Annotated in this window: 12 protein-coding genes; 8 read left to right on the top strand and 4 right to left on the bottom strand. The window is 71.6% G+C overall.

Annotated elements, in window-relative coordinates:
• Positions 1-5 precede the first annotated feature (5 nt).
• Genes ACIRSS_RS17175 through ACIRSS_RS17165 form a run of 3 tightly spaced genes read right to left on the bottom strand, consistent with a single transcriptional unit; the run spans position 6 to position 2,615 of the window.
• Complete coding sequence (locus tag ACIRSS_RS17175; protein ID WP_400895763.1) at positions 6-839, bottom strand: ABC transporter permease; 834 nt, start codon at positions 837-839, stop codon at positions 6-8.
• Complete coding sequence (locus ACIRSS_RS17170) at positions 836-1,606, bottom strand: ABC transporter permease (RefSeq protein ID WP_400895760.1); 771 nt, start codon at positions 1,604-1,606, stop codon at positions 836-838. The genes ACIRSS_RS17175 and ACIRSS_RS17170 overlap by 4 nt, the downstream gene beginning before the upstream one ends.
• A gap of 1 nt (position 1,607) precedes the next feature.
• Positions 1,608-2,615: an ABC transporter substrate-binding protein gene (locus tag ACIRSS_RS17165; protein WP_400895758.1), complete on the bottom strand. Its 1,008-nt coding sequence runs from the start codon at positions 2,613-2,615 to the stop codon at positions 1,608-1,610.
• A gap of 721 nt (positions 2,616-3,336) precedes the next feature.
• Between ACIRSS_RS17165 and ACIRSS_RS17160 the strand changes: the two genes are divergently transcribed.
• The 6 genes from ACIRSS_RS17160 to ACIRSS_RS17135 all read left to right on the top strand — a co-directional run bounded on the left by ACIRSS_RS17160 (position 3,337) and on the right by ACIRSS_RS17135 (position 10,049).
• The gene (locus tag ACIRSS_RS17160) at positions 3,337-6,474 is read left to right on the top strand and encodes a nitrate- and nitrite sensing domain-containing protein (RefSeq protein WP_400895756.1); all 3,138 of its coding nucleotides are present in this window, start codon (positions 3,337-3,339) and stop codon (positions 6,472-6,474) included.
• A 20-nt stretch (positions 6,475-6,494) separates the two neighbouring features.
• Positions 6,495-6,956 (top strand): roadblock/LC7 domain-containing protein, encoded by a 462-nt coding sequence (locus ACIRSS_RS17155; protein ID WP_086676266.1) that lies wholly within the window; start codon positions 6,495-6,497, stop codon positions 6,954-6,956.
• 25 nt (positions 6,957-6,981) lie between these two features.
• Positions 6,982-7,764: a DUF742 domain-containing protein gene (locus tag ACIRSS_RS17150; RefSeq protein WP_400895753.1), complete on the top strand. Its 783-nt coding sequence runs from the start codon at positions 6,982-6,984 to the stop codon at positions 7,762-7,764.
• Positions 7,745-8,353: an ATP/GTP-binding protein gene (locus ACIRSS_RS17145; RefSeq protein WP_086676271.1), complete on the top strand. Its 609-nt coding sequence runs from the start codon at positions 7,745-7,747 to the stop codon at positions 8,351-8,353. The genes ACIRSS_RS17150 and ACIRSS_RS17145 overlap by 20 nt, the downstream gene beginning before the upstream one ends.
• Positions 8,354-8,732: 379 nt before the next feature.
• Complete coding sequence (locus ACIRSS_RS17140) at positions 8,733-9,149, top strand: roadblock/LC7 domain-containing protein (protein WP_329054659.1); 417 nt, start codon at positions 8,733-8,735, stop codon at positions 9,147-9,149.
• Between the two features lie 6 nt (positions 9,150-9,155).
• Positions 9,156-10,049, top strand: a complete 894-nt coding sequence (locus ACIRSS_RS17135) for a DUF742 domain-containing protein (RefSeq protein ID WP_400895750.1) — start codon at positions 9,156-9,158, stop codon at positions 10,047-10,049.
• Here the strand turns inward: ACIRSS_RS17135 and ACIRSS_RS17130 are convergent.
• A complete protein-coding gene (locus ACIRSS_RS17130) occupies positions 10,046-12,283 on the bottom strand; it encodes a helicase-associated domain-containing protein (RefSeq protein WP_400895747.1) in 2,238 nt (745 codons plus the stop codon). The genes ACIRSS_RS17135 and ACIRSS_RS17130 overlap by 4 nt on opposite strands.
• Positions 12,284-12,372: 89 nt before the next feature.
• Between ACIRSS_RS17130 and ACIRSS_RS17125 the strand changes: the two genes are divergently transcribed.
• Positions 12,373-12,552 (top strand): hypothetical protein, encoded by a 180-nt coding sequence (locus ACIRSS_RS17125; protein WP_400897512.1) that lies wholly within the window; start codon positions 12,373-12,375, stop codon positions 12,550-12,552.
• A 106-nt stretch (positions 12,553-12,658) separates the two neighbouring features.
• A complete protein-coding gene (locus ACIRSS_RS17120; protein WP_400895745.1) occupies positions 12,659-14,050 on the top strand; it encodes an NAD-dependent malic enzyme in 1,392 nt (463 codons plus the stop codon).
• Positions 14,051-14,119: the final 69 nt, after the last annotated feature.

Below are 14,119 nucleotides of genomic sequence, written 5' to 3'. Positions count from 1 at the left end.
CAGCGTCAGTCGCGGCCGAGGCGGGTCGGCTGCCAGGCCAGCACCCGCCGCTCCGCGGCCAGGAAGATCGTGTTGAAGACGTAGCCGAGGATGCCCAGCAGCACCAGCCACGACCACATGGTCGGGAAGTCGAAGTCCTGCTGGGCGTTCAGCAGCGACCGCCCGATGCCGTTGTACGCGCCGACCAGTTCGGAGACGACCATCAGCAGCAGCGAGATGGACAGGCTGACCCGCAGCCCGGCGAAGATCTTCGGCGCCGCCGCGGGCAGCACGACCATGCCGACCCAGTACCGCTTGGGGGTCCGGAACGACCGGGCCGTCTCCACCTTCACCTGGTCGACCGACCGGACGCCGTCGACCGCGTTGAGCACCACCGGCCACACCGAGCCGAAGATGATCGACCCGATCTGCATGCCCGAGCTCAGCCCGAACAGCACCGCGAACACCGGGATCAGCGTGGGCGGCGGGATCGAGCGGAAGAACGCGAACAGCGGGCCGACGTAGTCCATCGCGGTCGCGGACCGGCCGAGCAGCACACCGAGGACGACGCCGACGACCGCGGCCAGCGCCCAGCCGCCGAGCGTCCGGCCGAGGCTGGGGAACACGTTGTCGAACACCGCGTCGGTGAGGAAGAGGTGCGACGCGGGCCCGGTGAACCACAGCTTCGCCGCGGCGGTCGCGATCTCCGTCGGCGGCGGGAAGAACTTGCTGCCGCCCGCGCGGGCGGCGAACTCCCAGACCACCACGAGGATCGCGAACAGCAGCCAGTTGCGGACGACGGTCGCGGCGCCGCGGGCGGCGCGCCGGCCCACCCGGCCGGAGAGTGTCGCCGTGGTCATGCGATCGCCTCCCGGTCGACGGTGCTCCAGCGGAACAGGCGCTTGCCCAGCTGCTCCAGACCTTCGTTGATCAGGTACCCCAGCACCCCCGCGACCACGGTACCGGCCAGCACCAGGTCGAACCGGATCGAACCGGTGCCGGCGACCAGGATGAAGCTGCCGAGGCCGACCTCCGACCCGGCGAGGAACTCGACGCTGACGACGGCGATCAGGGAGATGGTCGCCGACAGCCGGACGCCGGTGAAGACGAACGGCGCGGTCTGCGGCAGCGCGACCGACGAGAGCATGCGGAACCGGCTGGTCCCGCACGCGCGCGCGGTCTCCATCAGCACCGGGTCGATCTCACCCATGCCGTAGATGGTGTTGAACATGATCGGCCACAGCGACGCGTACACCGCCAGCGAGATCTTCGCCTCCGGTCCGGAGCCGAGCACCAGCAGCACCAGCGGCACGAGCGCGGTGACCGGGATCGGGCGGAGGAACTCGACGATCGCGGCGGTGGCCGTGCGCAGCACCGGGACGCTGCCCAGCAGCAACCCGGCCGGCACCCCGACGGCGATGGCGATGGCGATGGCGATCAGCCAGGCCAGCATGGTCGCGACGATGTCGCGGATGAAGGAGGGGTCGCCCAGCAGGTGCCCGACGGTGACCAGGACGACGCTCGGCGGCGGCGTGAACGTCTTGCTGACCAGGCCGACCTGGACGACGACCTCCCAGAGCAGGAGGAAGCCGACCAGGCCGGCCAAGCCTCGGAGCAGTTTCTTCACGTCAGCTGGCAACCTGCGGCGCGATCATCGACGCCGCGTCCACCTTGCTGGTGATGACGCCCATCTGCAGCAGCAGGTCGGGCACCCGCTGGAGGCGCCGCGCGTCCAGCGTCGAGCCGTACCCCGGCAGGGTGAGCAGCTTGGCCGTGTCTTCGTCGATCTTCGCGTACTTGACCAGCAGCGGCTCGACCTTCGCGCGGTCGTTGAGCGCGTCGAGGGTGGCCTTCTTCATGGCGCGCTGGAAGGCCGCGAGGGTCTTCGGGTTCGCCTGGACCCACTTCGTCGTCGCGCCGTAGCCGGTCAGCGGGAAGTCCTGGCTGGCACCGGTGTTGATGTCGATGACGGGGGTCGCGCCCGCGATCTTCGCCGCCTGGGACAGCTGCGGTTCCGGCATGTAGGCCGCGTCCACCTGGTTGTCCTTCAGCGCCGCCGCCATGTTCGGCAGCGGCATCGGGACCCAGGTGACGTTGTTGAAGTCGACGCCGTGGTCCTTCATGACGGACTTAGTGAGGATGTCGGACGCGGTGTTCTTCGCCGTGATCGCGATCCGCTTGTTGGCGAGGTCGTTGACCGTCTTGACCGTCGAGTTCGGCACCGTGACGATCGCGTTGCTCTTGGCGTTGACCGACGTGCCGTCGGCGACCAGCTGCACGTCCGCGGAGCCGGTGCTCTTGGCGACGAAGAACGGCATGTAGGTCGACAGCGAGATGTCCGCTTCACCGGAGATCGCCTTCGTCATCGACGCTTGACCGCTGTTGGCGATGATCTGCTCGACCTCGAGGCCCTCGGCCTTGAAGTAGCCGCCGTCCTGGGCCAGCCAGAACGGGGCCAGGTCGGTCGTCGGCATGATCGAGACCTTGATCTTCGACTTCTCCAGGCCGCCCCCGTTCGACGAGGCGCTCGAGTCGTCCGAGCCGAGCGCACTGCAGCCGGTGAGGGCCGTGGCGGCTGCGACGGTGAGGGCGAGCCCGAGCGCGGCGCGGCGAGTGCGAACCCGGCCACTGCTCATGGCGTTTCCAAGCAAGGCCTGCTCCTTGGGTGAAAATGTTGACGGTTGGCGGACCGAATCCCGGGGAAGTACGTAACTCATTCTCAGGGGAGTCCCGCGGGCCACTGTAGAGGCGGTGACAGCTCGCTCACAACGGGTGGGATCAATACCTGAGCGGGTGGCGCACGTCACTCTTTCGGCCTCTGGTCTAGACCCACTGCTCCACTCGCCGTAGTGGTTCACCCAGCGTAGGGGCCAGATCCTGAATAACCGATGGCCAACTGTGCGTCGACTGAGCGAACGCTGTGCAACATCGGGCACGAAGCATCGGGAGGGTTACATCTTCCCCGGCCGTTCGCTACCCTCTGCACCTGCGGGGAGGTATCAACCTCCGATGTAGTGAGAGAGAGTGCCTGGATGGCCGATCAAGACGGACCACTTCGGTGTACCAGGGCTCACTGTGCTTTTCCTGAGAGATTCTCCCCCGCAGAGACCACTGCCTGGCCGTGCTCAGCCGCCGTGCCGGTGGACTGAACCGACCAAACAGACCGATGCAGACCAGCGCAGGGACCCGACCGTGATGCTCGAGCTGAACCGATTCCGTCCGGCCGGACGGGGTTCAGGAACCCCCGTCGAAGACGATCTTTTCACCCGTACGGGTAGCGTCTCGCGCTGGCTCCTGCCGATCGGCCGCCGAGCCGGAACGCCGGGAGCGTGCTGACGAGTGGCTGAGGAGAACGCGATGCGCCCTGGCGGGCGCTGGACCGAGCAGGGTTTCACGAGCACGAACGATGATGGTGGTGCGGCGGTGCCGAACGAAGACGCCGCGGGGGTAGGAGGGACCCCTGCGCAGTCGCCCGGAGATGCTCCGGGCCGGAAGGCCGGGCTGTTCTCCGGCATGCGCGATTGGCGGCTGCGCTCGAAGCTGGCCGCGATCCTCCTGATCCCGACGCTGACCGCGCTCACGCTGGGCACGTTGCGCGTGGTGGACGACGCCCAGCAGGCGGCGGAGTTCCAGCGGACGGCCGACCAGGTCGCGTTCGCCGTCAAGGTCACCACGGTGGTGCACGAGCTGCAGAACGAACGCTCGCTGGCCGTCGCGCGGATCTCGTCCAACAACCAGCTGCTGCAGACCGGGCTGGACGCGCAGATCGCCAAGGTCGACCGCGAGGTGACGAACCTGCGTTCGGCGGCGGCGACCCTCAACTACGACGACCAGGCGACCAAGGACCGCTACACCCGCGGTCTCCAGCGCCTCGACGCCCTGCGCCCGCTGCGGGCGGCGTTCAACACCTCGAGCGGCCTGCCCGACATCACGGTCATGACCGCCTACTCGGGCATCCTCGACTCGCTCATCGAGCTCGGCCGCGAGGTGACCACCGCGGTCACCGACCGGGACGTGCTCCGGCTGGGCACGAGCACGCAGGCGATCAGCGAGGCCAAGGAGTTCACCACCCGCGCCGACGCCGAGCTGCAGATCGCCGCGTTCCGCGGCAACTTCCCCGGCGACCTCCTGGACCAGACGCGCGCGTCGGCGTCCAGTGCCGACGCCTCCGTCCAGTCGTTCCTCGCGAACGCCGACGACGACCAGCGCCAGCTCTACAACGACACCTACTCCGGCCCGGAGGTCGACGACCGCCGCCGGATCCAGACGGCGGCCTTCGCCTTCGCCCAGCAGGGTGACGCGCCGAGCATCGACACCACCGCGCTCGGCAAGGACAGCACCGTGTCGGCGGACAAGCTGCACGCGGTCGAGTCGAACCTGCTGGCCCAGCTCAAGACCCGCGCCGACGACCTCGCCACGGCGGCGGTCAACTCGGCCTGGGTCGGCGGTGCCGTGGTGCTCGCCGCGCTGGCGGCCGCGATCGCGCTGATGCTCGTCGTCGCCCGCCTGATGCTGCGCCCGCTGCGGGTGCTGCGGAAGAGCGCGCTGGACGTCGCCTACACCCGGCTGCCCGAGACCGTGCAGGCGATCCTCGACGACCCGGACCCGGTCGGCGCCTCGAAGAAGGCCGTCCAGCCGGTGCCCGTCACCTCCCGCGACGAGATCGGCGAGGTCGCGCGGTCGTTCGACATCGTCCACGAACAAGCCGTCAAGATGGCCGCCGAGCAGGCCCTCCTGCGCGAGAACGTCAACGGCATCTTCGTGAACCTCTCCCGGCGGTCGCAGCGGCTGGTGGAACGCCAGCTCGGCGTCATCGACCGCCTCGAGGCCGACGAGCAGGACCCGGACCACTTGGCGAGCCTGTTCGAGCTCGACCACCTGGCCACGCGGCTGCGGCGCAACGGTGAGTCCCTGCTGGTGCTCTCCGGCGCCGGCCTGGCCAAGTCCGTGCCCAAGCCGGTGCCCGCCGCCGACGTCATCGGCGCCGCGGTGTCGGAGATCGAGCAGTACGCCCGGATCGAGGTCGGCATCGTGCCCGACGTCGCGGTCCAGGGCCTCGCGATCCACGACCTCGTGCACGTCCTCGCGGAGCTGCTCGACAACGCGACCTACTTCTCCGAGCCGGAGACGAAGGTCATCGTCCGGGCCGTGGTGACCCGCCGGAAGGCGCTGGCCATCCAGGTCACCGACCACGGTGTCGGCATGACCGAGGACCGGCTGGCCGAGGTCAACGCCCGGCTGGCCGAGCCGCCGGACCTGGACGTGTCGGTGACCCGGCGGATGGGCCTGTACGTGGTCTCGCGCCTGGCCAAGCGCCACGGCATCGAGGTCCGGCTGCGCGAGAACGAGGACATCGAGGGTGGCGTGATCGCCCGCGTCGTCGTCCCGGCCGAGCTGCTCACGCCGCTGCGCCCGGGCATGCAGCGGCAGACCCCGCCGCCGGCGAACCGGTCCGAGACGTCGATGTCGATGCCGAGCATCCCGATCCCGGCCGCGCGTTCGGACTTCGACCAGACGCTGACGCACACGCCGGTGCCGCCTTCGGCACCGCCGCCCCCACCGCCTCCGCCGGCTCCCGAGCCGGTGGCGAACCAGGGTGGGCTGGTGCCCCTCGACCAGCCGATCAGCCTGGACGACCTGGTCAGCGGCGGCCGCGCGGCGGGCCCGTTCCTGTCGCCCGAGCTGCCGAAGCCCGACGTGCCGGCCTGGCCGACCGCCGAGGACCTCGCGCCGCTGACCCCGCAGCCGAACGGCGACGGCGCCAGCTCGCGGGCCGGTGACACGCAGTTCGCGCCGCTGGTCCTGCCGAAGCGCGAGCCGAAGTACGTCCCCCCGGAGGAGCCGCCACCACCCCCGCCGCCCGCGGCGGAGGTCGGGTCGTCGGCCCTCGAGGACGATGTACCCACCCGGCGGCTGCCCATCTACCAGTCGGTGCTGTCACGCTGGTTCAGTGAGGGCGACGACTCGACTGCCGACCCGGTGCAGCCGCAGAGCGAGGGTGAAGACCCGAACCTGCCGCCCCTCACCGGCTCCCCCGAGCCGGTGGCCGAACCGGTCGCCCGGCGCCAGGAGCCCGTCGACGAGCTGCAGCCGACCGCCGCGACCCGGCACCCGCTCCTCCCCGCCGACGACGGCTGGCACAGCGCCTCCGACGACGGCTGGCAGGCGGCGCAGTCGCTGCTGGAGTCCAAGAACGAGGAGATCACCCCGGCCGGGCTGCCCAAGCGCGTCCCGAACCAGTACCTGGTCCCGGGGTCGATCAACAGCCCTTCGGCCGAAGCGCCGGCGCAGAACAGCTTCGCGGACAACACCGCGGGCATGCCCGGAACGGGTGCGATCACCCGCTCGGCGTCCGCGGCGCGGAGCCGGATGGCAAGCTTCCAGCGGGGCTACACCTCGGGACGGCACGCGTTGAAGGAACTCCCGGGCGAAGAACAGCTGGAAACCAGCAGGGTTCCGGGGCGTGGCAACACCACAGACAGCAGTGAGGAGTGAAAGTGACACGGGCGGGTGCAATGCAGCCGGGTGGCTCCGCGCAGCCGAACGGCCAGGCGCATGCCAAGGCGAACAATGCCGGCAGCTTCGCTTGGCTGATCACGGATTTCGTGCACCGGGTGCCCGGCGCGGCCCACGCGGTCGTGGTGTCGGCCGACGGCCTGCTCCTCGCGGCCTCGCGTGGTCTGCCGAAGGACCGGGCCGACCAGCTGGCCGCGGTGGCGTCGGGGCTCACGAGCCTCGCGCGCGGTGCGGCCAAGGTGTTCGAAGGCGGAACGGTCGCGCAGACGGTCGTCGAAATGGCGAACGGCTTCCTCTTCCTCATGTCGGTTTCCGACGGTTCGTGCCTGGCGGTCCTCGGTTCGCCGGAGAGTGACATCGGCTTGGTCGTCTACGAGATGACCCTGCTGGTGGAGCGGGTCGGCCAGCAGCTGACTCCGGAGATGCGGGCGCAACTGCAGGGTGCGGCGATCCGCCGCTGAGGACCCGGGAACCGAGGAGAGAGCCGTGGACGACGGGCGCTTGAGGGGCGATGGCCGGCTCGGTGACGACTTCTCCGGTGGGTGGTCCGAGCACTCGGACGACGGCCGGGAAGACTGGCAGTCGTTCCGGGACCGGGTCGACCGCGAGTGGCGGTCGCGCCGGGTGCAGGCGTCCGACAGCGACCCCGTGCGGGAACCGCCGAACTGGCTGACCGACAGCAATGCCGGTCAGGAGCCGATCCGGCCGATCCAGGCCGGCAGCGGTGAGTACCGCGACCGGCTGCTGGGCGGGCCGGGCGCGGAGCTGTTCGGCGGGTCGAGCGGGCCGCTGTACGACGCACGGGACTTCGCCGCGTACAGCACCGAGCGCGACTTTTCGTCGGGCCCGGACTCCGGTGAGCTCGCGGCGGCGCTGCCGCAGCAGGCCCACCAGGAGTACGTCGACGCGCCGCCGCCGACGGAGATGGAGACGTCCGGCCTGGTCCGGCCGTACTTCCGGACCCGCGGCCGGACGAAGGCGACGCTCGACCTGGCGATCGAGGCGCTGATCTCGACCAGCGAACAGGGCCGGATGCTCGACCGGGTCCGGGTGCCCGAGCACCGGTCGATCTGCGACCTGTGCCTCGACACCCGGTCGGTGGCCGAAGTGGCGGCGCTGCTGCGCCTGCCGCTCGGCGTGGTGCGGGTGTTGATTGGTGACGTGGCGGGCCTCGGGCTGGTGCTGGTGCACTCCAGCAACCAGACGGTGGGCGACCGCCCGAGTATCGAGTTCATGGAAAGGGTGCTCAGTGGGCTTCGGAGAATTTGACTCCGACGCGAACGCGCCGCAGGTGACGGGTCCGACCTCGTCGGCCAAGATCGTGGTCGCCGGCGGGTTCGGTTCGGGGAAGACAACGTTGGTCGGGGCGATCTCCGAGATCGACCCGCTGACCACCGAGGCCATGATGACCGAGGCGAGCGTCGGACACGACGACACCTCGGCCACGCCCAACAAGACCACCACTACCGTGGCGATGGACTTCGGGCGCATCTCGCTGGACTCGGACCTCGTGCTCTACGTCTTCGGCACGCCGGGTCAGCACCGGTTCTGGTTCATGTGGGACGACCTCGCGGTCGGTGCCATCGGGGCGGTCGTGCTGGTGGACACGCGGCGGCTCGCCGACGCGTTCCCCTCGATCGACTTCTTCGAGAACCGGAAGCTGCCCTACGTCGTGGCGATCAACTGCTTCGACCGGCTCCTGCACCACCAGATCGAGGACGTCCGGCACGCGCTCACCATCGCGCCGTCCGTCCCGATCATGGCGTGCGACGCGCGTGAGCGCGACTCCGCCAAGCAGGTGCTGATCTCCGTCGTCCAGCACGCGATCGCGCACGATACGGCGCTGCGCGCGGGCTGAGGGTATGACGCCCCGAACCGGATGCGGCCGTTGGAGTGAACTCCACGCGCTTCACCCACTTCGGGGAGCGTTGCCGCCGTCCGGAGGACGAAGTGGTCGCCGCGTCGGGGGTGCGCCGGGGGTCCCGGCGGGTCCCCGGTCCGGCGTCGGCGGGTCTGACCTGCGCGGACGCTCCGCCGTCGCGGGCCGCGGGGTGGGCTCCGCCCGCGCCGACCCGGCCGGGCCGGCGCGGAGCGCGGCCGGGCGCACACGTAGGGTGCGCAGCGGCCGGCCGGTGGTCGACTCGACACTTCCGGCGGGGCGAATACGCTTGAGCGTGGGCCGTGCCGGCCACTCCGGAGTGCGGCGCGCGGCGCCGCAGGAGCAAGGAGGGGCAGTAGTGACGGCTTCCGGCCAGGGTTCGTTCGGCTGGCTCATCACGGACTTCGTGCGCCGGGTACCCGGCGCCGCGCACGCCGTTCTGGTGTCCGCGGACGGCCTGCTGCTGGCGCCGTCGGAAGGGCTGCCGCAGGAGCGCGCCGAGCAGCTGTCCGCGGTGGCGTCCGGGCTGATCAGCCTGACGCACGGCGCCGCGCGCTGCTTCGAGGCGGGCGGCGTCAACCAGACCGTGGTGGAGATGGAACGCGGCTACCTGTTCCTGATGTCGGTGTCGGACGGCTCGTCGCTGGCGGTGCTGGCCGCGCCGACGTGCGACATCGGCACGGTCGCCTACGAGATGACGCTGCTCGTCGAGCGCGTGGGCCAGCAGATCACCCCCGAGCTGCGCGCGCAGCTGCAGGGCGGCGTGCGTGGGTAGGACAAGATGAGGATTTCGGGATTCGACGATCCGGACTCCAGCGGCTGGGACGCGCTGCACCGCGGCACCGAGCGCGAGGGTTTCGATTCGCCCAGCAAGTTCGACATGTCGACGCTGTCGATGATCATGCCCAAGCGCAAGCCGGCGCGGCCGCAGCCGGACGCGCAGGGTTACACCGACGAGGACACCCGCGAGTGGGGTTCCCCGGCGGCGTCGTCCGACGAGGACTACGACGACGGTTACGACCCCGCCGAGCCGGAGTGGCAGGACGACGAGCGCTACGAGCCGGAGCCCCCGCCGCTCGAGCCGGCGTGGACGCCCCCGCGCGGCGCCCGCCCGCCGGCCCCGCCGCGGCCGCCGGCCCCGCCCGGCCCGCCGCCGCCCCGGCCACCGGCGCCGAGACCCCCGGTGTCCAGAACCCCGGCGGCGCCCCCGCCGTCGTGGGCCCCGCCGATCGACCCGCGCACCGGCTGGACACCCCCGCCGGACCCGGAGACCCGCTGGATCCCGCAGCCGGAGCCGTGGGAGGAACCGGCCCGCGTCGCGGCGCCCGTCGCCCCGGCGGGTTCGCGGGTCCGCCCGTACACGCGGACGGGCGGCCGCACGAGGTCCGACCACAACCTGGCCCTGGAGGCCCTGGTCTCGACGTCCGACGACGGCCGCCGGTACCGCGGCGTGCGCTCGGTCGAGCACCGCCGCATCTGCGACCTGTGCCTGGACACGCGCTCGGTGGCCGAGATCGCGGCCCACCTGCGGCTGCCGCTGGGCGTGGTGAAGGTGCTGGTGGGCGACATGTCCGACATCGGGCTGGTGCTGATCCACCAGACGGAGCTGATCCTCGGGGACCGGTCGTCCCGCGAGTTCATGGAGCGCGTCCTGGCCGGCCTGCGGGCGCTCTAGTCTTCGACCAGCGCCGCCGAGGTGATGCGGTGCAGCGAGTAGCGCTCGTTGTTGTCGCCTTCGAGGACGCCGCCGCCGACCCGGATCGGCCGGACCACCCGCTGGCTGGCCGTCCCGCGTGAGTCGACGAACCCGATCCAGACCTCACGCCGCTCCAGCGTCGCCCGCGACAGCAGCTCCAGCGTCGCCGAGGTGTCCGCGCCGCCGCCCACCGGCGCCCGCACGGCCGATCCCCGGCGGCGGGCCGATGCCGCGTCGCCCGCCCGCAGGTTCGAGACGATCCGGGACGCCTGGTCCGGCGTCAGCACCGCCTGCTCACCCGGGCTGCGCCGGGGCCCGCGTGCCTTCGCCGGCAGCCGGCGCCCGCCCGGGCGGATGTCGACGACCCGGCCGTCCGGGCCCTCGGCCGCGGGGGCGAACCCGGCCGCGCGCAGGCCGGCCAGCACCTCGTGCAGCGGGTCCGGGCTGACCACGACCGTCGGCGCGATCAGCCGCAGGTCGTGCTCCGCCGCGACCGGGTTGGCCAGCACCTCCGCCAGCAGCGCTTCGTCGTCGCACCGCAGGAACGACGCCGCCGCGCCGCCGCGCAGCCGGCCGTGCCGCCGGGCGACGTCGTCGACCAGGTAGCTCAGCGACTGCGGGACCGGTGTCGCGGACTTCTTCTTGAACAGGGCGTGCAGCTCGTCGGCCGTGCGCCCGGTGTCCAGCGCCCGCCGCACGGACGTCTCGGTGATCCGGTAGACCGTCGCGTGCCCGGCCGACTCGACGTCCGCGACCGCGGCCATCTCGGTCGCCAGCTCCGGCTCGAGCGGGCCCGGTGCGACGACCGTCAGGTCGGCCTGCAGCAGCACGTGGTCCACCGGCGCCGGCAGCGCGTCCAGGATCGCCTCGACGGCACCCGGCCGGTCGTCGGCCAGCAGCGCGCGCGTCGCCGTCGTGACGCCGCCGAGCCCGACCAGCCCCAGCGCGGACGCCTCGGCCATCGTCCAGCGGACGGTCTCGTCGCGCAGCCGCCCGCCGCGCCGCGGGGCTCGCCAGGCCAGCACCGCGACGAGTTCGTCGACGCTCTTCACGCCGGCGCCCTCGGGCAGGTCGGCCAGCGCGGACAGCACCCGCCGCCGCGTGACCGGGGCCAGCGGGCGGCGCAGGTCCTCCGACAGCGGCGCGATGGGCTTGTCCTTGGCGTCGCGGCCGCCGGCCATCCCGGGCAGCCGCGGCAGCTCCAGCCACGCCTGGGCGAGCGTCATCCAGCGCTGGGCGGTCGGCGACGCGAGCCACGAGTCGGTCAGCGTCGTCGGCACCCACTCGGGCGCGGTCGCCTCGCTGTCCGCGACGAGCCCGGCGCCGACGGCCAGCTCGGCGAGCAGCACCGCCTGCGTCTCGTCGATCTCGAGGTCCTTGGCGAGCTTCTTCAGCTCGCGCACGCCGAGGCCGCCCGACTTGAGCACCGGCGGCGGGGACGCGGACCACGACCGCAGCAGGGATTCGGTGTGGCGCAGGAACTCCATCGCCTCACCGGCCGCCGCCTTGTCCAAAGTAGACGTCTGGTGCGGGTGGACGGGCAGCTCGGGTTCGGTGAGCGCGCCCGGCGCGAAGACACCCCCGCGCAGCGCGACCCCGAGCTCGCGCGGCAGCTCGACGGTCTGGTCGTCGCGCCGCAGCAGCAGCCCGCGGGCCAGCAGCTTCTGCACCGGGGTCGTGGCCTTCTCGAGCGTCAGGTCGAGCCCGGCGTCGCGGGTGCGGCCGATCGGCGGGCCGGCGGCGAGGGCGTTCAGGACGGCGCGCTCGTCGTCGGGCAGCTCCGCGAGCCGCGCGGTCAGGTCTTCGCCGGCCAGAGACGGCGACGACGCGCCGAGCCCGGCCGGGAACGGCCCGAGCGCCTCGCGGACCGCGGGCGGCACGCGCAGCGCGTCGTCCGGGCCCCACGCCAGCGCCCGCGCGCGCAGCCGAGCCAGCGGCACGCTGATGTCGGTGCCGACGAGGCCGGTGACCTCGGCGACCGGCACCGGGTCGCGGTCCGCGCCGGCCAGCAGGCACGCTTCGAGCACGGCGATGGTGACGGTGTCCAGGTCTTCGCAGGCGCGCGCGACCGAGCCGGGGGTGCCGGCCCTGGTGGCCAGCACCGTGCTGTCGGAGGGCGGAGGCGTCGAGAGGTCCCGCCGCGTGCGGAGAAGCTCTTCGAGTGCGGCGTCGGACTCCGCGCGCAGCCAGTCCGCCAAGGAGGTCGCGGGCATAGAAGGCCAGGATACCGGGCGGTTGCGCCGGGCCGCCCGGGCTCAGGCAGACTGTTCCCGTACGACGGAGCAAGGCTGTGGAGGACGTTGTGGCCAAGGGTGAGAAGAAGCACAAGGGTGTCGACCCGACCTGGCCGGGCGATGACGGCGAGCACCCCGTGACCGAGCTCGCGTCCGACCGCCAGGGCGCGCTGTCGCCGTTCGGGGACGTCACCTTCCCGCTCGACACGGTGCCCTACGTGCACCCCGAGACCGAGATCAACCGCTGACGCCATAGTTACTGGTCAGTACCGGTATCGGCCCCTTCGTGAGGGCGGTCACGGGAGTAGGTTCGCTCCCGTCCTGCCCGACCTTTCCCATGCGGGGGTAAGTGCCATGCCGGTTCCCGGTCCCGGATACTCGATCACCGTCCGGGTCGAGGCCCCGGCCTCGTCCAGCGCGGCCGGTGACCTCACCACCGCCGTCGGGCGCGTCGGCGGGGTCCTGACCGCGTTCGACGTCGTCGAGTCCCACTCCGACTCGATCGTGGTCGACATCAGCGCCAACGCGCTGTCGGAGAACCACGCGAACGACATCACCCAGACGCTGGACTCGCTGCCCGGCGTCAAGGTCCGCAAGGTCTCCGACCGCACGTTCCTGATCCACCTCGGCGGCAAGATCGAGGTCACCCCCAAGGTCGCGCTCCGCAACCGTGACGACCTCTCCCGCGCCTACACGCCGGGTGTCGCCCGCGTCTGCCAGGCCATCGCGAACAACCCCGAGGACGCGCGCCGGCTGACCATCAAGCGCAACACCGTCGCCGTGCTCACCGACGGTTCCGCGGTGCTCGGCCTCGGCAACATCGGCCCGGCCGCCGCACTACCGGTGATGGAGGGCAAGGCGGCGCTGTTCAAGAAGTTCGCCGACGTCGACGCGTGGCCGGTCTGCCTGGACACCCAGGACACCGAAGAGATCATCCTGATCGCCAAGGCGCTGGCCCCGGTGTACGCGGGCATCAACCTCGAGGACATCGCCGCGCCGCGCTGCTTCGAGATCGAGAAGCGCCTGCGCGAGCAGCTGGACATCCCGGTGTTCCACGACGACCAGCACGGCACCGCGATCGTCGTCGTCGCCGCGCTGCGCAACGCCCTGCGCGTGGTCGGGAAGAACATCGAGGACTGCAAGATCGTGGTCAGCGGCGTCGGCGCGGCCGGCTCGGCGATCATCCGCCTGCTGCTGCACAAGAACCCGGGCGACATCGTCGCCGCGGACATCGACGGCGTCGTCCACTCCGCGCGCGGCAACCTCGACGACAACCTCGCGTGGATCGCGTCGCACACGAACAAGCAGCAGGTCGGTGGCACCCTGCACGAGGCCCTGGCCGGTGCGGACGTCTTCATCGGCGTCTCGGCGCCCAACCTCTTCGGCGCCGAACAGGTCGCCACGATGAACAAGGACGCCGTGGTATTTGCGCTGGCCAACCCGGACCCGGAGATCGACCCGCTCGAGGCGCAGAAGCACGCCGCCGTCGTCGCGACCGGCCGCAGCGACTTCCCGAACCAGATCAACAACGTCCTGGCCTTCCCGGGCGTCTTCCGCGGCCTGCTGGACGCGCACGCGAACAACATCGACGACTCGATGCTGCTCGCGGCGGCCGACGCGATCGCCGACGTCGTCGACAACGGCAAGCTCAACGCGTCGTTCATCGTGCCGAGCGTGTTCGACAGCGCCGTGGCGCCCGCGGTCGCCGAAGCCGTGCGGAAGGCCGTGCGCGCCGAACAGGGCTGAGTAGCGCTTTCGGCGGACGACCGGCGTCCTCCGGCGTCCTAGGCTGACTCCCGACACGGTTGGGGGGAA

Origin of the sequence: Amycolatopsis sp. NPDC101161 (assembly GCF_044768185.1) — a bacterium.
Lineage (GTDB): Bacteria > Actinomycetota > Actinomycetes > Mycobacteriales > Pseudonocardiaceae > Amycolatopsis.
Note: the sequence above shows the minus strand (reverse complement) of the source record. Positions and strands in the feature narration are given on the sequence as shown.

What these genes read in the sequence shown, in the direction of transcription:
- ACIRSS_RS17175 (WP_400895763.1), bottom strand. Translation starts at nt 839, where the DNA reads ATGACCACGGCGACACTCTCCGGCCGGGTGGGCCGGCGCGCCGCCCGC.
- ACIRSS_RS17165 (WP_400895758.1), bottom strand. Translation starts at nt 2,615, where the DNA reads ATGAGCAGTGGCCGGGTTCGCACTCGCCGCGCCGCGCTCGGGCTCGCC.
- ACIRSS_RS17160 (WP_400895756.1), top strand. Translation starts at nt 3,337, where the DNA reads ATGCGCCCTGGCGGGCGCTGGACCGAGCAGGGTTTCACGAGCACGAAC.
- ACIRSS_RS17155 (WP_086676266.1), top strand. Translation starts at nt 6,495, where the DNA reads ATGCAGCCGGGTGGCTCCGCGCAGCCGAACGGCCAGGCGCATGCCAAG.
- ACIRSS_RS17135 (WP_400895750.1), top strand. Translation starts at nt 9,156, where the DNA reads ATGAGGATTTCGGGATTCGACGATCCGGACTCCAGCGGCTGGGACGCG.
- ACIRSS_RS17130 (WP_400895747.1), bottom strand. Translation starts at nt 12,283, where the DNA reads ATGCCCGCGACCTCCTTGGCGGACTGGCTGCGCGCGGAGTCCGACGCC.
- ACIRSS_RS17120 (WP_400895745.1), top strand. Translation starts at nt 12,659, where the DNA reads ATGCCGGTTCCCGGTCCCGGATACTCGATCACCGTCCGGGTCGAGGCC.